Origin of the sequence: Bacillus marasmi (assembly GCF_902168435.1) — a bacterium.
Taxonomy (GTDB): domain Bacteria; phylum Bacillota; class Bacilli; order Bacillales; family Cytobacillaceae; genus Bacillus_BU; species Bacillus_BU marasmi.
The window spans coordinates 1-23239 of record NZ_LR656174.1; the positions used below are offsets into that span (position 1 = coordinate 1).

A 23239-nucleotide genomic window follows, 5' to 3' on the forward strand; every position below is an offset into this window, starting at 1 on the left:
GACCTAAATAGGTCGGCCTTTTTCAGTATATAAATTAGGAAACTACTTTTTTATTAATATAGTAAATCATCGCAATTTCATCACAGCTTGGCATCTTTGGACAATTGATGCAATCACTCCATACTTTTTGCGGCATATTGTCTTTAACAGTTACTTCAAAACCACACTTTTGGAAGAATTCCACCTGATAGGTTAAAGAAATCAGTCTTTCAATTTCAATACGTTTTGCTTCTTCAACAATTTTGTCGACTAATAGCTTACCAATCCCACGCTTACCCATATTAGGATCAACCACTAACGAACGAATTTCAGCAAGCTGCTGATCAAATATCGTTAAGCTAGCACATCCTACAACTTGACCTTCAATCACTGCTACAAACATAGCTTGAATATTTTGGAACAAGGATTCCTTTGAGCGAGGCAATAGAACCTTTTGCTCAGCATAACCCATAATTAAATTATGTATCGTTTCTATATCTGAAATCTTCGCTTTTCTAATTTCAACCATTATTCTCACCTTTTGTTCATCATAATTTTTTAATAAACACCCACGAATCTATACTAATATTTAATCATAAAACTGAATATTTATAAAGTGAAACTTCTATCAGGAGGGGTTTCTTCATCCCCCAATGATGGATAGTTGAACTTATCGGACCTTTATGGGCAGTTTATCCCCACCTTCTTCTTTGTATACTCATAATCTAGAGGTGGGGTATTACTGCCCATTAAGGCGGGATAAACAAATATTTATTGAACTTTCTGATTAACGCGTTAAAGGAGTGGGGGCCTGTCCCCCACTCCTTTAACGCGTTAATTATTTACTGGTACTGCGTTGAAATATTCTTCTAGCGTTGTGTTTTTATTCATAACATCGCTTGCTATTTGTTTTCCAACATAACGAAGGTGCCACGGCTCATATTTATAACCTGTAATGGAATCTTTCCCTTTTGGGTATCGAATAATAAATCCATACTCAGCGGCATGTGTCTGGAGCCATTCTGCCTCAACTGTACCTCCAAAACAATCTTGCGCAGGACAGCGACCATCGCTTCCAGTTACGTCAATTGCTAGGCCTGTTTCGTGTTCACTCGTTCCAGGAACTGCACTATAGGTTCGCGCTTTCTCATAGCCATCCTGCTGAACGTAATGATTAAATAGTGAAACCTGTGTCGCATGTGATCGATAGCCAGAAACTCCCAATAAATGTATCCCTTGATCCTTTGCTCCAGCAAATAATTCAGCAATAGCTGTTGCTGCTTCACTTCGTAATTTGCGTTTTTCTGTTGTTGCTGATGAAATAAATGGAATATTAGCTGGAACTAAATCTTGAGGAGCATAGTTTTCCGGTAGCTTAAAGTATTTATTTACAAGCACAGCTATCGCTTCCGGTTGGGCGATAACCGTTATCGCATCACCAGTTTCTGAGTGTGTACCTGATTGTTGAGGTTGCTGTTGTGATTGTTCAGATGATGTTGCTTGACCCCCATTTGACTGTTGGGCATTATTTTGATTATTTGAAATTTGTTGATTGTTATTTGGTTGATTTTCATTAAGCTTAGCTTTTTGTGCATCGATTTGTTCTTTTATCGTTTGAGTCATCTTTGCTTTAGCTGTTCTTTCACCATTTGCAGACTCATCAAATGGTTTAATATCTCCACAGCCTGATAGTATTGAAGCAAGTAGTAATCCACATAGGCCAAACGAGATTTTTTTGTTCATCTCCATTACTTCCTTTTTTATATTTATTTTGATTATTGCCATAAAACGTTCAAAAATTACTCCTAAAACACAATTCGACAATTAGACGAAATTCAACAACATTTCGTTTCATTAATTGGCTTTTTAAAAAGAAAAACCGCATATTAATCACAGGTTTCAGTTTAGCATACAAGAAATTTGTTGGGAATAGTCGAATCTTCCCAAAAAGAAAAATGCTCCCTTTACGAGAGCATCTTCTCAATTTCCTTCCGTAAAACCTACTACCATTTGATCCGGGTGTGATCCACTTCGATCATCAATATTAAGACCGTCAATTCTATTCATATCGTCTGCTGAAATTTCAAAATCAAAAATACTTGCATTTTCAATAATTCGATCAGCTTTAATCGATTTTGGAATCGTAACCACTTCATTTTGAAGATCCCATCGCAAAATCATCTGAGCAACACTTTTCCCATATTTCTCCGCAAGTTCAGTTAAAACTGGCTCATTAAGTAGCGCACCTCGTTTTAGCGGTGACCAAGCCTCCAACTGTATACGCTCCTGCTTGCAAAATTCGTGGAGTTCCTTTTGGGTTAAATGAGGGTGATATTCAACTTGATTTACCATTGGGATAATTTCTGCATCGTTCATCAAATCCTGTAAATGATGGACTTGAAAATTACTGACTCCGATTGCACGGACGCGTCCTTCCTTGTACAGTTTTTCAAGTGCTTTCCATGTTTCCTTATACAAATGTTTTCCTGGCCAATGGATTAAGTATAAATCTAAATAATCCAGCCCAAGCTTTCTCAGGCTTTCATCATGTGCTTTCAAGGTTGATTCATAGCCTTGATCCGAATTCCAAACCTTTGATGTGATGAACAGCTCTTCTCGTGGAATTCCTGATTCACGAATTGCTTTACCGACGCCTTCTTCATTTTGATAAATAGCTGCAGTATCAATACTTATATACCCATGATTTAATGCAGCTTTGACGGATCGAATAACCTCATCTCCGTCTTGAACCTTAAACACACCTAATCCAAACCACGGCATTTTAACTCCATTATGTAATGTTGTTTTGTCTTTCAAACTAGATATCATCTTGTCCCTCCTATTTCATTCATAAAAAAAATCAGTCAATCGTCTGTTCATATAATCTAGTTTATTGATTGGTAAACCCTATTTTAAACGATTAGATTAAGGATGAATACTAAAAAGCAACATATGAACTAATCTGCCATAATATTGTTGTTATTATTCTTACTGTATTAAATCTACGTGTTATGGGAAGATAGTGTATAGGTAATGGAACTTTTGATTTACCTGAGGAGGATGAACATGGAAAAAGTAGAAGTAGGCGAAATTTTTACAATTGAGGATCATGAAGGTGTTGGACAAGAGGTTGAAGTCCTAGGTACTATCGAGCTTGAAGGGAATGAATATGTCGCCGTTGGTTTTGTGGAGGATATTCAAAATGAGGATAGCGAGGACGATATTGATATTTATTTCTTGAAAGTGGATGAAGAGGGCGATTTGACGGCCATCGAAAGTGACGAAGAGTTTGAAAAAGTATCAGTAGCTTTTGATGAAATTTTTGATGATGAAGAAGAATAACATGAATAAAGAGGACCTGAGCATTCAGTTCCTCTTTTTCCTACCTATTTATTTGACTTCGTCGTTTTCCCGGCTTCACTCGATAATTGCTCAAAGGATTTAACTTTTCCATGCGGATGCTGGTCTTCTTTTTTAACTCTCCATAAACGTTCTTTTTCGTGCTGTGATTGTGTCATGCTTATCCCCTTTTCAAATGTTTATTTATTCTGAAACTTTCATTAATCATTTTTTAAAGGATCCTCTGAAGGGATTGTTTCTGAAAAATCATCGTTTTGATTATTATCTTCCTTCTTAGCAGAAGAAACTGTTTCTGGTGCTATTTCTTTTGCAAACTCGGCCATCGCCACATTAGGCAGAGATATATTTTTAGTTTTTTGAAAATTGTCCATCAACGTTTGGAGACGATCAGGTTTATTATTTTGTTGATTCTTACCCATTTGATACGCGGCAGCACTCGCTCCTAAACCTAATAAAGACGCCCAAAAAATTCCTTTACCTGTGCGTTTCTTTTGCCCGAACCAATTTATATTTTTGCTGAAATCATTCACTGTTTTCAACCATTTGTTGCTATTCATGAAACAAACACATCCTTCTTTTCGCTAATCAGCGTTTCTTTCTTTATGACAATGCTTATTTTTCCTTATGAAATTGAAATTATACATTCCTTACGCCCATTGGCTCGTCATAAAATACCAGTAGCGTTGAAAGGCAAAAAAAAAAGCCTTTCAGCTCTTTTTTTCTATATATAGTTAACAAGACCATTCTTCATTTAACATTTCCATTGCTTGAATTTCATTTACACCTTTAACAATCCCAAGTTCACTAACAAATATCCTGCGGGCACTATCAAGCATTTGTCTTTCACTTGAATTCAAAGTTTTAGCTTTGTTAATCCGCAGTAAATCACGGACCACTTCAGCACCCTCGGATAGTTCACCAGATTTCATTTTTTCCATATTTGTCTTAAATCTTTCTTTCCATGTAAGCGTCGTATCAGATGCACCGTGATGAAAGACGTCTAAAGCTTCATCTAGCATTGGCAAATCTGCAACCATCCGTATGCGTGAATTCTCAATTTGTGCAATTGGGATCATAACATTCATGTTATTCATAGGCATTTTTATGACGTAATACTTACGTGTTTCCCCAAGAACTTCCTTTTCTTCAATCGCCTCAATGACTCCCGCACCATGCATTGGATATACAATATAATCGCCAATATTAAACAGAACATCCACCTCCGTATTTGCTACACTTTTAAGGATAACACAGTTTAGAATTTTAATCAAATTTTATATAATATCATTTAACATTTATACATGTCAATACTTTTTATAAAAAAATGTGTTTTTTCTGTATAAGATTAAATATTATCATCCCCTTACAATAATATGGAATTTTTTTGACGAATAATGGACTTCCACTCCATCATAATGTAGGGTTGAGGAGGTGCGCGCTATGAGAAAAAGTCTTGCTTTTCTATTCTTGATTGCATTCGTCTTACTCTCTGGTTGTTTAAAGGATCCCATCCAGGAAGATATACTTAACTACGTAAATTCTGAATTGTCCCAAGCACATAAACTGGAAAAGAAAGCAGTAACCGCATATGAAAGTGTAACAGGAGCAAACTTTACTAACGACCAAGCTTTGTATGATGCTCTGCAAAATGAAGTTATTCCTACTTATAAGCAATTTCTACAGGAGCTTAAAGCAGTAAAAATCGAAACAGAAGAATTAGAAAAAATCCATGATATATATATTAAAGCCGCCGAAACTCAACTTGAAGCCTTTGAGGTTATCATTCAAGCATTAGAAAATCAAAATCCTGTTTTGATCAATCAAGCCAACGATATGCTTGAGCAAGGTCGTAACCAAATTAGCGACTATCAGAAAAAACTTGATAACCTCGCTCAAGAACATAATGTAAATCTAGAAAAAGAATGAAAAAGGGCTGACTCAAAGGTACGTTGCACCAAATGAGTCAGCCTTTTATGCCCGCTTCTTTTTATTATTCAAAATGAAATACATCAATACGCCTATCACTAGAATGCCCAAGACGATATAAATAACATTAGAGTAAATTCCCATGAAATACAGAACCTTTTCCCACGACTTACCAAGCAGTGCTCCAGCACCGACGAGAATGGAATTCCAAATCAATGTCCCTACAGTAGTAAAAAATAAAAACAAGCTAAATTTCATATTTGACATACCAGCGGGAATCGATATCATGCTTCTAATAAAAGGAATCATTCTACAAAATAAAACGGTCCAATAACCATGATGATCAAACCATGCATCCGCTTTTAAAATATCCTCTTTCTTTACATGAAGGACCTTACCCCAGCGATCAACAATCTTCAACAGACGCTCTACATCAAGTAACAATCCTACACCATAAAGTATGATGGCGCCAAGCACTGACCCTCCAGTAGCTGAAAAAATCACCCCTAATACATTTAATTCAGTATGAGTGGTCATAAACCCTCCAAAAGGCAAGATAAGTTCAGAAGGTATCGGGGGAAAAACATTCTCTAAACACATAAGCAAAAAGATACCTAAATATCCGAATTGTTCCATAAAATCAGTAATCCAGCTTTGCATGTGACGCCTCCATTTTCCTACTTTTCCAATAGATGGTCGGCTATTTCCAGTTTTATCCTAATATTTGTCATGTTAATTATAGCACTGAATTGGAAAGCCTAAAAACATTCTGTCTAGTTCACAATAAAAATCGGATCATGGTCTAAACTTTTAACACCCTCATCAAAGATGAGTTTTGTTTTGAAATGATAGGATACGGTTTGTGAGGTTTTATCTATTGATTTAGGCAAGGTGAATTGGAATTCAATCCGATTTTGCCCCCCTGATTCTATCTCCTGTGTTGAGAGAATTGTAATCGAATCAATAATCTCTTGCGTCTCCGTATGTGGATTCATTTTAATCAAGTCACATTCAATTCTTTTGATTTTCTGCTCAACAGTACCACCCATTACATTAAAATAACCTTTTACGGTTTCAGCTTGTCTATATATATTTTTATTTATGATTAAATCCACTTGTGCAGAACCAATTCCCATTAAAGACATGTATTTTCGTAACATCATTTCCTATTCCTCCTGTACTGGTTTTTTTAAAAAAGAGCATATTTGTTAATAAAAATGACCGTTACCTATTCGGTAACGGCCATAAAAACAAAAAGACCCTTACCAAATACGGTAAAGGTCTGGCTAACAACATCAAGTTGCCAACAAAGCCGAGAGCATATACTCTGAAATGACGACTTTGCTGTTAAAGCTACTCCCCTTTTGAGGAAAAATTATGCTATTACAATTAGAATAAGGGGAAACAGTGTCCGTGTCAATCTAAAAATAATTAATTAATCAAGCTTTGTAATGGTGCAGGAATTCTCCCGCCCCGTCTAATGAACTTTTCAGAGCTAAATGCATTTACACCCATAACAGGTGCACGTCCAAGTAAGCCACCAAACTCGACCATATCACCTTCAGCACTACCTGGCACAGGAATAATTCGCACTGCAGTTGTCTTTTTGTTAATCATCCCAATTGCTGCTTCATCAGCAATAATGGCAGAAAGTGTTGATGGTGTTACATCGCCAGTGATTGCAATCATATCAAGCCCAACGGAACAAACGCACGTCATGGCTTCAAGCTTCGGAAGCGTAAGCGCCCCATCGACGATACCCCGAATCATACCATTATCCTCACTTACCGGGATAAACGCTCCGCTTAATCCACCTACATAGGAACTAGCCATCGCTCCACCTTTTTTAACCGCATCATTCATTAATGCGAGTGCAGCAATTGTTCCATGTGTCCCGACACGCTCGAGACCAATCTCTTCAAGAATTTCAGCAACACTATCATTAATCGCATTCGTTGGAGCAAGTGATAAATCCATAATCCCAAACGGGACACCAAGTCGTTCTGCCACAACGCGACCGATTAGCTCGCCAGCTCTTGTAATTTTAAAAGCAGTCTTCTTAATAACCTCAGACACCTCACCAAGGTCTGCATCGGGGTGGCGCTTCAACGCATTTAACACTACACCTGGCCCACTTACCCCTACATTTAGGACCACTTCTCCTTCTCCTGAGCCGTGAAAAGCTCCTGCCATGAAAGGGTTATCTTCAACAGGGTTGCAAAAAACAACGAGCTTTGCACAAGCCAAACCATTTTCGTGTTTCGTTAACTCAGCAGCTTCTTTCATGATATGGCCCAGCTTACTTACTGCATCCATATTAATCCCTGTTCTAGTAGTTGCAACAGAAATGGACGAGCAAACCCGCTCGGTTACACTTAGAGCTTCAGGAAGTGCATCTAAGAGAACCTGATCACCTTTCGCAATTCCTTTATGTACTAGGGCTGAAAAGCCACCAATAAAATCAATACCTAAAAGCTTAGCTGCTTTATCAAGTGTTTTCGCCAATTCGATTGCTTCTTCCTTAGTTGCGTTTCCAAGGATTTCTGCAATCGGGGAAATTGATATTCGTTTATTTATAATTGGTATGCCAAATTCTTTTTCTACTTGTTCAGCAACCACCTTTAAATTCTTAGCATATGTTGTAATTTTGTCGTAGACCTTTTGATTCATTTTATTAAAATCCGAATCGCCACAATCATGGAGGTTGATCCCCATCGTTACGGTGCGAATATCAAGATTTTCCATCTGAACCATGCGAATCGTTTCCATCATCTCTTGAATTGCAATATTCATTTTTGATAACCTCCTTAAATCCGATGCATGGCTTGGAAAATTTCCTCAAGCTGAATATTAATTTTTAGCCCCATTTCTTCACTTAATTCATCTAATTGCTGTTGAAGCTGTTCTAGATTTTCCTTGCCAGTTACATCAACAAGCATCATCATCGTGAAAAAATCTTGAAGAATCGTTTGACTAATATCCAAAATATTAATACTGTTATCAGCCAATATATTTGTTACTTTTGCAATAATACCAACTTGATCTTTCCCAATAACACTTACAACTGCACGTCTTTGCTTCATCCCTAACACCTCTTATATTATTTTAAAATAAAAAAAGATTGGAGTTTCTCCAATCTCAGGTAGGCAAGTAGAATAACATTAACAGTGAAGTATTTGTTACTCTTCTGTCCTTTTGCCTGAGATTGTGAATCCTTCGGCGCCACTTTCGTTGCGGTCTCTCCAGAAGCTGCTCCAGTTATAGTGTGACCCATAACCTTCATTGCTTTCAATAATATTTTATTAATAAAGTGATGGTAACAATAAATTTCAAAGTCGTCAATACTGTTATCTTGAGTTTCGTCTTTTTCCTGCTTGTGTATTAAAACCTTTTTTCTTCATACCAGGTTTAACCGAGGTGCTACGATTGGTTGTGGACCTGTTTGATGTTTCTCGTTCTGGGTTTTTGCTGCGGTTACTGCCGCCTTTAAAAGACCGTTCAGCACTCTTTTTCCCTTTACCTGTTTGTTCAACTTGCTTATTATTGCGGGTAAATGGACGCTCATCATGCTTGTCTCCCTTCGCATTCACGGCCTTTGGCTTGGTATCTTTTTTAAAAGGTTTACTGTTTCGGTTTCGCTTTGCACGGGGCGGTTTCGAAGCAGTTACTCCTTGAAAATCCTTCACTTCATTGTCCGCTTTATTCATATTACCGATGTTTTGCTTCTTAATCGTAATATTTAGCTCTTTTTCAATTAAATCTAGAGCTGGTCGATCCTTTGCTGAATACAACGTTACCGCTAATCCGGACATTCCTGCGCGACCGGTCCTGCCTATTCGATGGATATAGCTTTCCGCATCCTGAGGGATGTCGTAATTATAAACATTGGTAACGCCTTCGACATCTAAGCCCCGAGCTGCAACATCAGTAGCAATCAAGAGCTGTATTTCCGCTTCACGAAACTTCTTCATCACCTGTTCACGTTTGGCTTGTGAAAGGTCACCATGTAACTCATCGCAAGGAAATCCGTGTGCTTTAAGAGCATCATAAAGTTTACTAACCCGACGTTTAGTTCGGCAAAAAATCACAGCTAAAAAAGGACGATGTGTTTCGATTAAGTCAATTAAGGTTGCTTGCTTCGCCCGGTCGACAGTATGGATTGCAATTTGCTTAACGGATAGAGCTGGACCTTGCGTTTTTTCAACCTGGATATACTCAGGAGTAGTCATATGTTTATTTGCAAGCTTACGAATTTCAGCCGGCATCGTTGCCGAAAACAGCATGGTTTGCCTTGTCTTTGGTGTCGCTTTAATAATCTGTTCTACTTCTTCCAAGAAACCAATGTGAAGCATTTGGTCTGCCTCATCAAGCACCAGGGTAGAAAGTGATGATAAATTAATGGTTTCACGTCTGATGTGATCAAGGAGACGACCAGGTGTACCGACCACAATTTGTATATTTCTCTTAAGTTTATTTAATTGTTTTTCAACATCCTGTCCACCATAAGCAGCTAGAACATTGATGTTCTCGTCGTCGCTGATTAATTTTTCAATTTCATTCGTTATTTGCAAGGCTAATTCTCTAGTTGGAGTGACGATTAGTGCTTGAATATGTGAGGCACTCAGATTAATTTTTTCGAGGATTGGTAAAACAAATGCAAATGTCTTTCCCGTACCTGTTTGCGCCTGAGCAATGACATCTTTACCTACCATCACTAAAGGAATGGCTTGCTCCTGAATTGGAGTCGGTACCGCTATACCACTTTCTGTTAATTTATTAACTATGTTCTCAGAAATACCCATTGATAAAAAATCAGGCAATCTATATCCCTACTTTCTTGATAAAACTCATCTTATCAATAATGAAGCTTTATTAGGAAAATAGCAAATAAAACTGGATATAAAAATAATAAAGGTAAGCAACACCATAGGTGCGCTTACCTTTTATTGCGATTATGAGAATAAGTTTTTTATGCTATTGATTAATTCCTTAAAGAAATCTGCTACTTTTTGCAAGAAGCCAGGGTCACCAATTGTTTCTTCGATGCGTTTTTGAATATCCTTTGACAAGCTTTCAAGCTGTGACTTTACATTATCAAAGTTAATGTTAAGTCCACGCATTTTTTCAAACAGATCAATCAATAGCTGACGATGTTCTGCACTTATTTCAATGCCCAATTCTTTTAATTTATCATCAATGATTTGAGCAATCTCTTCTTTTGTTGCAGGGTTTTGTGCAGCGATTTCCTGTTTGATTTCCGCAAGAAGTTCACTTACCTTATCTTTATCCATGCCTTCCTGTTTTGCGAGTTCTGTAGCCAAATTCAATTCTTCGTTCGCTACTTCTGTTCTTTCCGGATCTAGTCCAGCACCTTCACCAGCATCATATGCCTTGTAGATACCAACTAAAGCAGAATGTCCAGTTACTTTTACCGGTGATGCCACCTCAACAACAGCATCCTCAATTCCTGCTGTTAATAGCGCATTGGCGTACATTTCATCAGTTACTTCAGTAATATTTTCTGGGGTAACTTGCTTAATCACCAAACCTTCACCAGCATCTTTTCTGGTAATTTTAGCTGAAGAATACATATTTGAATGACGGTCACCTTTTATGTATTTAACTAAGTCTTCTCCAGTAACTGTTATTTCAGTTACTTTACTTGTATCTTTAACCCCAAGCAAAGAACGCACTTCTTCTTTTTGAGCTGCGCTTAGCGCCTCTCCATATACAATAATTGGCAATCCATATTTTTCATTAATTACTTCATCTTCATTGTTATTACTATCAGCCGCAAAGTGCCCCGTTCCAATATTCAATGCAAGCATTAACACAGCTGACATAACAATCCACTTGACTATTTGCTTTAACATCCAATGAATTCTCCTTTACTTTTGGCTATACTTTTCGATAATAGCATATTTTATTATTACTTTGCTCAAACTTTCCTAAATTACTTTAACAATCTTATTCATAATACAAAAAAACAGACCCATTACTGAGCCTGTTTTGAGTTTATAGGTTTAATTAGTTTTTGCGAACATTAGCTGCTTGTGGTCCGCGAGCACCTTGCTCAACGTCAAAAGAAACTGATTGTCCTTCTTCAAGTGTTTTGAAACCTTCGCCTTGGATAGCTGAGAAATGTACGAATACATCGTCTCCGCCTTCGCGCTCGATGAAACCGAAACCTTTTTCTGCATTAAACCATTTTACTTTACCGTTTTCCATGTATGTTGCCTCCTAGTGTGATTAATCCACACATTGTATTACTATTCTTGCTCTTATGATATCCAGGCGAAAACTTGTGTTCTTCCCAACAATAAGGAACAAAAATAATTCTTATTCAGTATATCAAAATGTATCAAAATATGCAAGTTTAGTTATTTTTTGAATTCATTCCATATAAAAGGATTTTTCCACTCTAACAAAACTCCATTATTTCGTGACTCCTCATCGTCTAAATAATTCGGCACCACTTTCACGGGAGTGCGTCCACACCGTAATAAAAAGGTAATGACAGGATCCTTCATAGTTCCGCTAACAACAGCATCCAAATATTGCTCAGGGCTCAATTCTTTAGCTACCTTATGATAGCCCGGCATTCTGCCACCGCCCAATAATCTTGTTAAACCTTTGTGAACAACCACATCATACATTGAAAACATCAGCCATTTGCCAAGACCAAGCTTCCGATATTTTGGTCTGACACTGATATCAACCACATAAAGCGTATTCCCACTTTGTTTGTGGTTACGGATATAACCATTATCGGTTATCACTTCCCAGGAATGATCCGGATGATTTGGATCAAAATCTACAAGTAAGCTCGTCATCGACCCAGCCAATTTACCATCGACTTCAACACATAAAGCTCCTTCAGGAAAAAGCGTTACATGATTTTTCAATTGCATTTCATTCCACCAAAGCTCCGATGGAAACGGAGGAGGAAAACACTCCTGTTGAATTTGAATCAGCCTTGGAAAATCTTCTATTTGATAATTACGAATCACTACAGGAATTGGCTTATCTCCTTCAAATGCATATAATTCTTTTCGATACACTTTTCCGCCTCCTTCGACTAATCATCTACCGTTACCAGTCTGGATATAAATCAGTACGACGGTCGCGCCATGTCGTCACAGATCCACTTTCACGTACCTTGTATAATAGGTCCAAATGAAGATCTGCAGTGACAATCATGTCCTGGTTGATTTCACCTTCCACGAGTAATCCCGCTGGAGGGAACGGGATATCATTAGGCGTTATCACTGCTGCTTGCCCGAAATTCGCTCTCATAAAATCAACCTTTGGCAATGCACCAACCGTGCCTGTGGTCACGACAAATACTTGATTTTCGATTGCACGCGCATGGCTCGTGTATCGTACTCGATGGAAACCATGACGGTCATCGGTACAAGATGGACAGAATATCACATCAGCACCCTTCGCTTTTGCCATTCGAACAATTTCTGGGAATTCGATATCATAGCATGTCAGCATGGTAATTGTCCCTTTTTCCGTTTCAAATACTGATAGGCTCTCACCTTTTGTCATGTTCCACTCTTTTATTTCAGTAGGGGTGATGTGAAGCTTCGCTTGCCTTGCGATTTTGCCATCCGGATAAAACAAATGGGCAACATTGTAAAGTTTTTCTCCTTCACGCAACACATGTGTTCCACCGATAATATGCATACCTGTTTGTTTTGCTAGCTTCGTAAATAACGCAAGATATTGGTCGGTAAACTCCGGCAAATCTTGAATTGTTCTTGGCTTTCCGTCAGCTTTATCAATAGAAAGCAGTTGGGTTGTGAAAAATTCAGGGAAAAGCACAAAATCTGTATCATATTCTTGTGCGGTTTTAATATAGTGCTCTACTTGCTTAGAAAATTCATCAAAGGATTCTATCGTATGTAAATGATATTGCACCGCCGAAACTCGTAATTTCAAAGTAACCCCTTCTTCCTGTCTCCATATATTTAAGAATATAACTCATTAATGACGGTGATTTAAAATGATATGCTTTCCCAAACACAAAAAAGCCCTCTGAGTACTTTAGAGGGACTTAAAAGCTATAAAATATTTTTCCCATAGAAGATTTCGTCCATTTCCCAATGGAGCTTTTCGGTAATTTCACTTATTTCTTCTGGACTTAAACTCTCTGTCGTAAACCCGAACAAATAATTATTAAGATCAAATTTGCGTAGCTTACATTTCGTGTGAAAGATATTTTCCTGATATACATTCACATCAATCATATGGTATAAATCCTTTATCTCTTGAGGTATATAATTTTGGATTGAGCTAATGTCGTGATCAATAAACAATTTATAACCACTCACATCTCTCGTAAAGCCCCGAACGCGGTAATCCATAGTCATAATATCCGTGTCAAAGGAGTGAATCAAATAATTTAGTGCTTTTAAAGGCGAAATCTCCCCACAGGTTGACACATCGATATCAGCTCGGAAGGTAGTAATCCCATCATCAGGATGAGCCTCAGGATATGTATGTACTGTTATATGGCTTTTATCGAGTGAGATTGTAACTGCTTCTGGAAGTGGACCTGGTGATTCAGCAAATGTCCCTTTTGGCACTTCTACGACTGGCCCCTCTGATACTAAAAATGTAACACTTGCACCCTGAGGAACATAATTTTGTTTTGCGATATTTAACACATGAGCACCAATGATATCGGCAACATTGTTTAAAATGTGTGTCAACCTGTCAGCATTGTACTGTTCGTCAATATACTGAAAGTATGCCTCACGTTCGCTCCGCGTTTTTGTGTAACAAATATCATACATGTTGAAGCTCAATGTTTTAGTTAAATTATTAAAACCATGCAACTCGACTCTTTGCTCTGGTGTAAGCGCCATCGTGCAGCTCCCCTTAAGCTTTTTATCAATTTACTGTATAAATTGATTACATAGCTATAGCATTCCCTTATTTTTGATAATTATTTTTGTTTGATTATTTGCGTGACCTAAAAATCAAAAATAATAGAAACATGAACATAAGTCCCCCTACTCCAAGACCAATATCCACAATAGGAAGCTTCGTCAAAAAATATGAATTTTGACCAGATATAGTAGCACCGAGAATTAAACCCAGCATGATAATACTAAACGACAATAGGCCCAGACTATAAGAAATACGATTTGACATCTTATTAAGCTTCGATAGCAGAAACTCCATTTCTGGAAGTGAAAGCTCCTGTCTCATTTTACCGTTCCGAAACAATTGAGAAAGCTCTTTTAAGCTCCTTGGAAGCTCCATGAGAAGTTCACCAGCATTGACAAGTTGGTCTACAAAGCTTCCTGCCATCTTTTTCGGATAAAACCGTTCCATTAGCAGTCGCTTACCAAACGGCTCTGCAATCTTTAAAATACTAATCTCTGGATCGAGCTTGACGACAATTCCTTCCATCGTTAACAAGGTTTTACCTAGTAAAGTTAAGTCAGAAGGAATCAGAATACTATGCTGATAAGCCACTAAAAACAGATCATTGACCACTTGACCAAGACTTGTTTGACTTAGTGGTACATTGTAATATTTCTCATTTAGTTTTTCAACCTCGCTCCTTAATGCTGGTAAATTAATATCATCAGGCACGATGCCCATATGAGTAATTGCCTTAATCACATCATCAGTTTTTTGCCGCATGAGAGCAATGACTAATGAAGCCATATGATATTTCATATCAGGAGTAAGCTTCCCAACCATACCAAAATCGAGGTAAATGATGGAATCATCAGGTAATGCTAAAATATTACCAGGATGAGGATCACCATGGAAATAGCCTTCAATAAGGATTTGATGAAGAATTGAATCGACGATTCTTTTCGCTAATACTTTAGGGTTATTACCTTTTTGCTTAAGCTTGTCCGCTTCATTTACCTTCGTTCCTTCAACGAATTCCATCGTCAATACTTTTTTTGTTGTAAAATCCCAATAAACTTTAGGAATGATTACCTTTGGGTCTTCAACAAACTGCTTGTCTATTCGTTCTGCATTTCTGGCTTCAATCGTATAATCAATTTCTTCTAAAAGCGACCGTGAAAATTCATCGACGATATCACGAATTTGATAATGCGCCGCCCAGGCCAGGCGTTGTTCAGCTAAAAGAGCAATGTCATGAAGGATTTCCAAATCAGTTTCAATTTGCCTTTGCATATTTGGCCGTTGAATTTTCACAGCGACCCGTTCACCTGTTTTGAGCACTCCGTAGTGGACTTGACCAATTGAAGCAGCAGCGAGTGGAGTTGGACTAAACTCTCGGAACACATCTTTTATCGGGTGACCTAACTCTTCTTCAATAATTCCCTCCACTGTCTCATAAGGAAAATGCGGGGCGTCATCCTGTAATTTCTCAAGCTCTCCAATGACTTCTACCGGAAGCAAGTCATAACGTGTACTCGCTACCTGACCTATTTTTACAAATGTAGGACCTAATTCTTGAAGAAATAACCTAATTCTTTCTCCAATTGTTTTGCTATGTGATTCTGTTTTCACTTCAACAAATAACCGCTTTGGTAATGATAAAATTTCAATAAGTCCTAAATCTTTTATGATATAGCCAAAACCATAACGAATAAATGCATAAACGATTTCTCGATATCGTTGCATATGGCGGATTCTCTTTCTAATCAACCAAACCACCTCATGTTTAAAGCGACTTATGTTCTAACGGAAAAGACAAATTCCACAAAATTGATTTTTGTGGAATTTTTCTGGATTTACAAAAAACAACAATCATGCCCCCCGATGATGAAAAAAGTTAACAAAATCCTTATAGAATACATTTGGGTATTGTTTTCGCAATAAATAGATAGGGACGATAGCTGTAACAATGTTTGTGTAGGTATATGGTGGTATTACAGGAATCAATACTATGGTGAACACCAGACTCGCATATAGACCGACTTTCACAAAATTATTTTTCCCTAAAACGAAAACACCCACAAATAATTCAAACAAGACCAATAGTACAGTGAAAATTTCGGCATAAGGCACAACCAATTTTTCAATCACCACTGCGTAAACATTGAACAATGCATATTCTGAAAATTGTTCAAAAAATTCCGGATGTGAAAATGTATAGGTGAGATTGAAAACACTACTTCCCAGAAAAAATAAACCCCAAATCATTCTTAGCACTATTAACCGCCTCCTAAGCAGTTGAATATTGCTGAATTTCTGGTTGTTCCTCCAAGTTCATTATAAATCAATGCGTTAAAAAAAGACATTTTGGTGAGAGGATAATGCATTTGTTATAATGAATTATTATTTAAGAACGATTATTTGGAGGAAAATGACATATGGCGGGAAAAAAATACTATGTAGTTTGGCAAGGTAGAAATACCGGAATTTATACAAGCTGGGCGGAATGTGAGGCGCAAACTAAAGGCTATCAAGGAGCAAGCTTCAAATCGTTTCCAACATTAAAAGATGCAGAACAGGCGTTTAAGCAAGGCAAGGCCGTTCGAACGACGCAAGCTAAGGCTCCTACTTTAAAAAATGCATTTACTAGCGAAAGTGTGGAAATCAATGAAAATAGTATTTCAGTCGATGCTGCCTGTAGTGGAAATCCTGGAATGATGGAGTATCAAGGTGTTTCAACTAAAACAGGTCAGGTTATTTTCCATTTTGGCCCAATCCTAGGCACAAATAATATCGGTGAGTTTTTGGCAATCGTCCATGCTTTATCATTATTAAAGAAAAAAGGACTCAATACTGATATTTATACAGATTCCGTAACAGCTCTGTCTTGGGTACGGAATAAAAAGGCAAACACAAGTCTTGTTAAAAATGAAAAAACAGAACAGGTTTGGAATATGATTGAGCGAGCCGAAAAGTGGTTAAAAGACAATACGTATACAAATAAAATAATGAAATGGGATACTAAAAAGCATGGCGAAATCAAGGCGGATTTCGGGCGAAAATAATCAACCCTTATAGTTCTAATTCTTTCAAAAAACATATATTTTATATGAAGGCTATATACAAAAAAATATAGCTTACTCCATATGAAATAGGTGGGACCAACATGTATGCTGTGCATTATTTCGAAGGAAAAACCAATTTATTAAGTCAGCTCCTTAACAATGTTCCAGCTGTTGGTGATAAGTTAAAAATTAAGGGGCGGAAAGCAACGGTAATAGGCATTACCACATTCGAGGAAAATAAAATACATGTTTTGGTTGAATTAGAGGCAATCAAAAAAAGCAAAGTTATTGTAGATCAATCAAAAAAGAAACGTCGCTAACTCCCTGTCCCTTTCTAAGGGACTTTTTTCATAATTTTTAACTTTAATTTAACAAATATCCTGGAATACTTTAACAATTTATAATTACAATCTATGCTAGTGGGGATAGCAAGCGTGGCTGTCACGGTATTAGGCGTAGGAGGAGCCTATACTAGCTTTAATACTATAGTATTTCTTGGCTTAAACATAAAAAACGAAAAAATCAAAAACTAACCAGGATACCGATTAGCTTTTGATTTCAGACGGAGACTTTACTTTAGAAGTAACAAGATTACCATCATTATCAATAGTTAATAACCAATGCTGCATATTTGGAGAAGTTAATATAATGCCGTTACCAGCGCCTAAAATGGCAATATTGTTGTTCGGTTGCACATTGATATTGCCATTTACGTTATTTTGAAGTTCACCGACAACGTTTATTTTTTCCGAGCCGGTATTTCCTAACTGCACGTTTTCATTTACAAATAATGTTCCATCAATTCCCAAATGCCCCTTAATATAGCCTTGACCGTGTATGGATACAGTGTCGGTTGAGCTATTTCCCAATTGTGTATCTCCTTCTACTTCAAGTCGGTCGAGCTTTGTTTTCCCGTAGACCGAAAAGCTTCCATTAACATTCGTAGTATCTCCTGATGAATTACCTAATGTGGTATCTCCATTTACAAATAAATCACCCTGAATATACGCATCACCAGAAATCATTACAGCATCGGAGGAGGAGTTTCCAAGTTGAGTATTCCCATTAACAGTTAAGTTCCCTTGGACGATTTCATTCCCAGCTATATTCACCGTATCTGTAATGGATTTTCCTAATTGCGTATTCCCCTGTACATTTAAATTACCGGCAACAAACACCGTATCAATAACTGAAGAACCTAACATTGAGTTGCCACCGACCGAGAGATTGCCGGGAATTCGCACTTGGTGTCCCAGCGAGCTTCCTAATACAGTATTTCCATTTACAGACAGATTACCTTGAACGATTTCATTGCCACTTACAGTACTATTTCCACGAACGATATCATTCCCATTGACTGTTAAGTTCCCTTGGATGGTTTCGCTCCCGTTAACTGCTAAATCACCTTGTACTGTTTCATTACCATTTACAGACAAATCCCCCTGGACAATTTCATCTCCGTTAACCGCTAAATCGCCCTGGATAAATTCATTCCCACTAATCGTTACATTATCATTAGAGGAATTCCCTAACTGTGTATGACCATCTACGGTTAAATCGCCAGTTACTGTAACAAAATCGAAAATTGGCAAACGAATCATCCTCCTTAACAGCAATCATATTCTTTTTTCCATTCTTATGTGCCTATACATTTTCAAAAATAAAAACGAGGCAGCTAAACGCCTCGTTTTGTATGAAATATTATTTTGCTGCGACTTCCTCTAATGCACTTCTTACATCAATTAATCCCCGTCCAAATTCAGCATCATTACCTTTCGGACCGAGATCATAAGCTGTTTTTTTTATTATATTTATGACCTCCTTATTCGTAAGACTTGGATTAGCTGAACGAATTAATCCTGCAAGTCCTGCAACATGTGGGGACGCCATCGACGTTCCCGAAAGTGCAGCATATTGTTGGTTAAAATATGTGCTTGGAATTTGGACTCCAGGGGCTGCAACATCTACATAATCTCCATAATTGGAAAATGTTGCTCTATTCCCGTTAAAATCAATAGCTGAAACTGCCAATACCTCCGGATAACAAGCAGGATAGCTTGGATGAGTTGAATTATCATTCCCGGAAGCAGCAATTAATACAACATTTTTTTTGTGTGCATATTTTACTGCTTGCTCCATAAGCTGGGACGGCTGATAATTTCCTAAGCTCAAATTAATCACATCTGCACCATGGTCAACCGCCCATGTTATTCCTTTTGCGATATCAAAGGTTGTCCCGTAACCACCAGCTTCCATCGCCTTAACCGGCATAATTTTATTATACCAAGTCATTCCGGCTACCCCTTCTTGATTATTGGTTTCAGAGGCAATGATTCCAGCCACATGAGTACCGTGACCATTATCATCATCGGGAAAATTGTTATTTTCAATCACGTTGTAACCTTGAATTAAGCGATTTTTCAAGTCAGGATGCTGCAAATCAACCCCCGTATCAACGACGGCGATAATAACATCCTCTTTGCCACGAGTCACATCCCAGCCAACCTCCGTTCTAATTACCGGTAAATTCCATTGATATTGCTCTTGATACAATAAATCATTGGGACCTACTTCATTTTGTAAATAAAGATAATTTGGCTCAGCGAAATCAACACTTGTCTTGTTATGAAAATGAGTAATCAGCTCTGGTGTTGACATCGAATGTGACCGAAACACAACCGTCGAGTCTATATGTTTAATAATATCTCCATTAATTTCCTTCAGGATTTCACTTAGCTGAGCTTCACTTGGATTTGCTTTGAATTTTACCGTTACCTCATTTTTGTTATAATGACTTTCATTCGTCTTCGTGTGCTTTATCAATTTAACTGAAGGGTCTTCACGCAAATGACCTTTAATCGTTTCTCCCATTTGAATACTGTTAATTTTCATAACTTGCGGAGCATATGGACCGTTATTTTGCAGCTTTGTAGTGTTATACAAAAACCTATTATTTTGACTATTTTCTATCTGCTGGATTCGTATTTGATTTCGTTCGGTATTCCAATTAATTAGTCCAACAACTAATAAAATCGCAGCCAAAGCTCCACCAAGTGAATAATAAATTGTTCTTTTACCCATGAGACCACCTCTATTTTTTATCTGTATTACTAGCTTCACTTTTCTAATGAAGATGTAACCTAGGAAAAAAATAGCAAGTTCTCATTCAACCAGCATTGTGATAAGTCTGTCTTCGATTTGTTTTCCTTTTTCCTCATCAATTAAATTGTTTAAAAGAATGGCAAAAATGATCTTTTCTCCATTTTTCTGTTCAGCATAGCCCGAAAGCGAACTTACAGTCGCAATGGTCCCTGTTTTAGCGATAATTCTACCTGACAGCTTTTGATCTTTCATCCTTCTCCTTAAAGTTCCGCCAACCTCTTTTGTATCGTCACCGGAAACTGGTAATGAGTGGTGGAACACCGAGAACCATTGCTCTTTTTGAATGAGAAATAATAGCTTGGTGATTTCGTTTGCTGGAATCAAATCCGCATGAGATATTCCCGAACCATCTCGTAACACAAAGGTGTCAGTATTAAGACCCATTGTTTGAAGAGCTTCTTCCATTACTGCTAACCCTTTCTCCCAGCTACCTTCGGCCTTTTTAACCTTACCCATTTCTTTAACGAGTATTTCTGCATGGCCATTATTGCTTAATTTCATAAAGGGGATAATAAGCTCTGACAACGGAATGGATTGATGAGAATATACAGGATGAGCTGTTTCAGGTGCACTTCCCTTTTTGGTATTCCCGATAACTTTTATCCCCTTATTCTCAAGAGATTGCTTAAAAAGCTCGAGTGCATAAAGTGTCGGGTCCCAAACTCCGATCCACTCCCGCTTCGACTTGGACTTTAGTGGTATTGTCCCGCTTATCTTAACCAAATTCGTTCCATGCTCCCTCCTAAAGGATAATTTTTGCTCACCATCTGGGGATACTGTCACTGCCTCATTAATGATGTTTATGTATTTTGTATTTGGTGTTAAAGATATATCAGCATTGTCCCCTATTGACTTTCCGGGCTTAACTTCAATCATGACTGTCCCTGCATCATAATCTTTGTCAGGAGATGCAGTTAGCGCAGAGATTTGCGCACCATAGTAGGTTTCTTCATCACTCCAAGGCAAATCAAGAGAATAGCGAACATCATCATACCACGAATCATCGCCAATCAAATCTCCACTGATAACCTCAATCCCCGCTTCTTTTACTTTAGAAGCAAGCATGTCAAAATCCTCTTTTAATAAGGTTGGATCACCTTTTCCTTGTAAAATTAAATCACCTTTCAAGTTTTCCTTTTTGACGGTACCATTCATTAAAAGATTGGTGGTAAATCGATAATTTTCCCCAAGCACCTTTAGTGCTGCTGCAGCCGTTAACAGCTTTAAATTTGAAGCTGGCTTGAGGCGGACATCGCCATTGTGTTGGAAGATGATCTCTCCATCCTTTGGCGACCGGAGGCTAATCCCCACTATTGAGCCCTGTAATGCTGGGTCCTGTTCAATATACTGCATCATTTTCTCAACTAATGGTGGATTCATTTCGGCCGCAACAAAGTGGTTTGAGGTTGACATTCCAAACACGAAGAACGCAATTATGACTACAAATAGACATCTTTTATGTAAAAAATACTGCATGAGACCATCCCATTCTAAAAATATTATCAAAATCATATTTTTTCCAAATATGTTGAAAACATGCAGCGTTTTAATAAATATAAAAAAGAAAGCTGGGACAGAACGAATATTAATGTTCATTGGTGATATTCATGAAGGTGCGAGAAAAAATAAGCGGAGAATTTCGTTTTATTGTATGTAAAGGGCGCTAATTGATCTGAAATAAGAGGAGAATTTCCGCTTAACTGCTCCAAAAAAGACAAAATACAGTGATTTTTATGAAATAAGGGGAAAAAATCCTGTTATTTATAGGGAAATATGGGTATTTCTCAAAATAAGCGGAATTCTTCCACTTATTTTTAAACACAAGTAAATCAACCTTCGGGTTATCAGACTCACGTGCAAAAAAATTTGCACACAGTTATTTCAAGGTAGTGCCAATTAAAAAAACCGAACTATTAGGAAATTCTAAGTAAGAATTACACATAATAGTTCGGTTTTTTGTTTAGCTGAAATACTTATGTCCCAGCCTCTGTTAATGTTCTATTTATGAAGATTTAACTTTAGTAATACTGGGCAATGGTCACTTCCCATGATTTGGGAATGAATTTGAGCATTTGCAATCGATTGTTCAAATTTTTTTGATACAAGAAAATAGTCAATTCGCCAGCCAATATTTCGCTCTCTGACCTTGTTCATATAGCTCCACCATGTATAGGCTTCAATTTGCTCAGGATTTAGGAACCGGAACGAATCGATAAAACCTGCATTTAACAACTGAGTCATTTTTTCTCTCTCCTCAGGTGTAAACCCTGAGTTCTTAATGTTTGATTTTGGATTTTTTAAATCAATTTCTTGATGAGCTACATTCATATCGCCACAAATAATTACCGGTTTATGGGAATCCAATTCCAAAAGATATTCTCGAAGTACTTCTTCCCATGTTAACCTAAAATCGAGACGTGCCAAATCACGCTGTGAGTTAGGGGTGTATATTGTAACGAGGTAAAAGCCTTCATATTCAAGCGTAATCGCTCTGCCCTCATTGTCATAATCTGCTACACCAATTCCATATTTCACGGATAGTGGTTGCTTTTTCGAAAAAATAGCAGTTCCAGAATACCCCTTTTTTTGAGCATAATTCCAATATTGATGATATCCCTCAATGCTCAACTCAATTTGTCCTTCTTGACATTTCGTCTCTTGGATACAGAATATATCCGCATCTATTTCATGAAAATAATCTAAAAAGCCTTTACCAACGCAAGCCCTAATACCGTTCACATTCCAGGATACTAGTTTCATAATTCTCTTCCCCTTGTTGTCTTTATAAATGATATTTTTCTATTCTACATTGTTTTTCTTGATAAGTACAAACAGAAAGAAGCTGCCTTTCCATTCGAAAGACAGCT

General features: G+C 37.5%; 26 protein-coding genes and 1 riboswitch. Of the genes, 4 read left to right on the forward strand and 22 right to left on the reverse strand.

Going from position 1 to position 23239, the window contains the following annotated elements; translation table 11 throughout:
- Nucleotides 1-34: 34 nt before the first annotated feature.
- From FXW34_RS14720 to FXW34_RS14730, 3 genes are all read right to left on the reverse strand, one after another.
- A complete protein-coding gene (locus FXW34_RS14720; protein ID WP_147534767.1) occupies nt 35-508 on the reverse strand; it encodes an N-acetyltransferase in 474 nt (157 codons plus the stop codon).
- A gap of 305 nt (nt 509-813) precedes the next feature.
- Nucleotides 814-1722 (reverse strand): M15 family metallopeptidase, encoded by a 909-nt coding sequence (locus tag FXW34_RS14725; protein WP_147534768.1) that lies wholly within the window; start codon nt 1720-1722, stop codon nt 814-816.
- A gap of 237 nt (nt 1723-1959) precedes the next feature.
- The gene (locus FXW34_RS14730) at nt 1960-2808 is read right to left on the reverse strand and encodes an aldo/keto reductase (RefSeq protein ID WP_147534769.1); all 849 of its coding nucleotides are present in this window, start codon (nt 2806-2808) and stop codon (nt 1960-1962) included.
- 237 nt (nt 2809-3045) lie between these two features.
- Between FXW34_RS14730 and FXW34_RS14735 the strand changes: the two genes are divergently transcribed.
- Complete coding sequence (locus FXW34_RS14735; RefSeq protein ID WP_147534770.1) at nt 3046-3321, forward strand: DUF1292 domain-containing protein; 276 nt, start codon at nt 3046-3048, stop codon at nt 3319-3321.
- Nucleotides 3322-3365: 44 nt separating this feature from the next.
- Here FXW34_RS14735 and FXW34_RS23180 read toward each other — a convergent pair whose 3' ends face one another.
- From FXW34_RS23180 to FXW34_RS14745, 3 genes are all read right to left on the reverse strand, one after another.
- Nucleotides 3366-3497, reverse strand: a complete 132-nt coding sequence (locus FXW34_RS23180; RefSeq protein ID WP_222705332.1) for a DUF6254 family protein — start codon at nt 3495-3497, stop codon at nt 3366-3368.
- A 42-nt stretch (nt 3498-3539) separates the two neighbouring features.
- Nucleotides 3540-3896, reverse strand: coding sequence for a hypothetical protein (locus FXW34_RS14740; RefSeq protein ID WP_147534771.1), 357 nt, complete (start codon nt 3894-3896; stop codon nt 3540-3542).
- Nucleotides 3897-4070: 174 nt separating this feature from the next.
- The gene (locus FXW34_RS14745; protein ID WP_147534944.1) at nt 4071-4550 is read right to left on the reverse strand and encodes a CarD family transcriptional regulator; all 480 of its coding nucleotides are present in this window, start codon (nt 4548-4550) and stop codon (nt 4071-4073) included.
- Between the two features lie 229 nt (nt 4551-4779).
- Here FXW34_RS14745 and FXW34_RS14750 point away from each other — a divergent pair, with 229 nt between their 5' ends.
- Nucleotides 4780-5265: a hypothetical protein gene (locus FXW34_RS14750; protein ID WP_147534772.1), complete on the forward strand. Its 486-nt coding sequence runs from the start codon at nt 4780-4782 to the stop codon at nt 5263-5265.
- 45 nt (nt 5266-5310) lie between these two features.
- Here FXW34_RS14750 and FXW34_RS14755 read toward each other — a convergent pair whose 3' ends face one another.
- The 12 genes from FXW34_RS14755 to FXW34_RS14810 all read right to left on the reverse strand — a co-directional run bounded on the left by FXW34_RS14755 (nt 5311) and on the right by FXW34_RS14810 (nt 16422).
- Entirely contained in the window at nt 5311-5925 is a 615-nt protein-coding gene (locus tag FXW34_RS14755) for a DedA family protein (protein ID WP_147534773.1), read from the reverse strand.
- Between the two features lie 113 nt (nt 5926-6038).
- The gene (locus FXW34_RS14760; protein WP_147534774.1) at nt 6039-6428 is read right to left on the reverse strand and encodes a sporulation protein; all 390 of its coding nucleotides are present in this window, start codon (nt 6426-6428) and stop codon (nt 6039-6041) included.
- 268 nt (nt 6429-6696) lie between these two features.
- Complete coding sequence (locus FXW34_RS14765; RefSeq protein WP_147534775.1) at nt 6697-8058, reverse strand: PFL family protein; 1362 nt, start codon at nt 8056-8058, stop codon at nt 6697-6699.
- A gap of 14 nt (nt 8059-8072) precedes the next feature.
- Nucleotides 8073-8348 (reverse strand): ACT domain-containing protein, encoded by a 276-nt coding sequence (locus FXW34_RS14770; protein ID WP_147534776.1) that lies wholly within the window; start codon nt 8346-8348, stop codon nt 8073-8075.
- Between the two features lie 94 nt (nt 8349-8442).
- Nucleotides 8443-8521, reverse strand: a riboswitch (glycine riboswitch).
- Between the two features lie 91 nt (nt 8522-8612).
- Nucleotides 8613-10067, reverse strand: a complete 1455-nt coding sequence (locus FXW34_RS14775) for a DEAD/DEAH box helicase (protein WP_187118982.1) — start codon at nt 10065-10067, stop codon at nt 8613-8615.
- Between the two features lie 150 nt (nt 10068-10217).
- On the reverse strand, nt 10218-11138 hold the full coding sequence (locus FXW34_RS14780; RefSeq protein ID WP_147534778.1) for a DUF1002 domain-containing protein: 921 nt from the start codon (nt 11136-11138) through the stop codon (nt 10218-10220).
- Between the two features lie 154 nt (nt 11139-11292).
- Nucleotides 11293-11493: a cold-shock protein gene (locus FXW34_RS14785; RefSeq protein ID WP_147534779.1), complete on the reverse strand. Its 201-nt coding sequence runs from the start codon at nt 11491-11493 to the stop codon at nt 11293-11295.
- A 152-nt stretch (nt 11494-11645) separates the two neighbouring features.
- Nucleotides 11646-12326, reverse strand: a complete 681-nt coding sequence (locus tag FXW34_RS14790; RefSeq protein ID WP_147534780.1) for a GNAT family N-acetyltransferase — start codon at nt 12324-12326, stop codon at nt 11646-11648.
- A gap of 31 nt (nt 12327-12357) precedes the next feature.
- Nucleotides 12358-13212 (reverse strand): carbon-nitrogen hydrolase family protein, encoded by an 855-nt coding sequence (locus tag FXW34_RS14795; protein ID WP_147534781.1) that lies wholly within the window; start codon nt 13210-13212, stop codon nt 12358-12360.
- Between the two features lie 122 nt (nt 13213-13334).
- A complete protein-coding gene (gene speD, locus FXW34_RS14800; RefSeq protein ID WP_147534782.1) occupies nt 13335-14141 on the reverse strand; it encodes an adenosylmethionine decarboxylase in 807 nt (268 codons plus the stop codon).
- A 94-nt stretch (nt 14142-14235) separates the two neighbouring features.
- Nucleotides 14236-15915, reverse strand: a complete 1680-nt coding sequence (locus tag FXW34_RS14805; RefSeq protein ID WP_246141077.1) for an ABC1 kinase family protein — start codon at nt 15913-15915, stop codon at nt 14236-14238.
- Nucleotides 15916-16017: 102 nt separating this feature from the next.
- Complete coding sequence (locus FXW34_RS14810) at nt 16018-16422, reverse strand: hypothetical protein (protein ID WP_147534783.1); 405 nt, start codon at nt 16420-16422, stop codon at nt 16018-16020.
- A gap of 161 nt (nt 16423-16583) precedes the next feature.
- On the opposite strand from FXW34_RS14810, the gene FXW34_RS14815 reads away from it, so the two are divergent.
- Nucleotides 16584-17210: a ribonuclease H1 domain-containing protein gene (locus tag FXW34_RS14815; RefSeq protein ID WP_147534784.1), complete on the forward strand. Its 627-nt coding sequence runs from the start codon at nt 16584-16586 to the stop codon at nt 17208-17210.
- 101 nt (nt 17211-17311) lie between these two features.
- Nucleotides 17312-17530 (forward strand): hypothetical protein, encoded by a 219-nt coding sequence (locus FXW34_RS14820; protein WP_147534785.1) that lies wholly within the window; start codon nt 17312-17314, stop codon nt 17528-17530.
- A 225-nt stretch (nt 17531-17755) separates the two neighbouring features.
- Here FXW34_RS14820 and FXW34_RS14825 read toward each other — a convergent pair whose 3' ends face one another.
- The 4 genes from FXW34_RS14825 to FXW34_RS14840 form a co-directional block, all read right to left on the reverse strand.
- A complete protein-coding gene (locus FXW34_RS14825) occupies nt 17756-18802 on the reverse strand; it encodes a hypothetical protein (protein WP_147534786.1) in 1047 nt (348 codons plus the stop codon).
- 109 nt (nt 18803-18911) lie between these two features.
- Complete coding sequence (locus FXW34_RS14830; protein WP_147534787.1) at nt 18912-20291, reverse strand: S8 family peptidase; 1380 nt, start codon at nt 20289-20291, stop codon at nt 18912-18914.
- An 81-nt stretch (nt 20292-20372) separates the two neighbouring features.
- Entirely contained in the window at nt 20373-21848 is a 1476-nt protein-coding gene (gene dacB, locus FXW34_RS14835; RefSeq protein ID WP_147534788.1) for a D-alanyl-D-alanine carboxypeptidase/D-alanyl-D-alanine endopeptidase, read from the reverse strand.
- A 522-nt stretch (nt 21849-22370) separates the two neighbouring features.
- Nucleotides 22371-23132 (reverse strand): exodeoxyribonuclease III, encoded by a 762-nt coding sequence (locus tag FXW34_RS14840; RefSeq protein ID WP_147534789.1) that lies wholly within the window; start codon nt 23130-23132, stop codon nt 22371-22373.
- Nucleotides 23133-23239 lie beyond the last annotated feature (107 nt).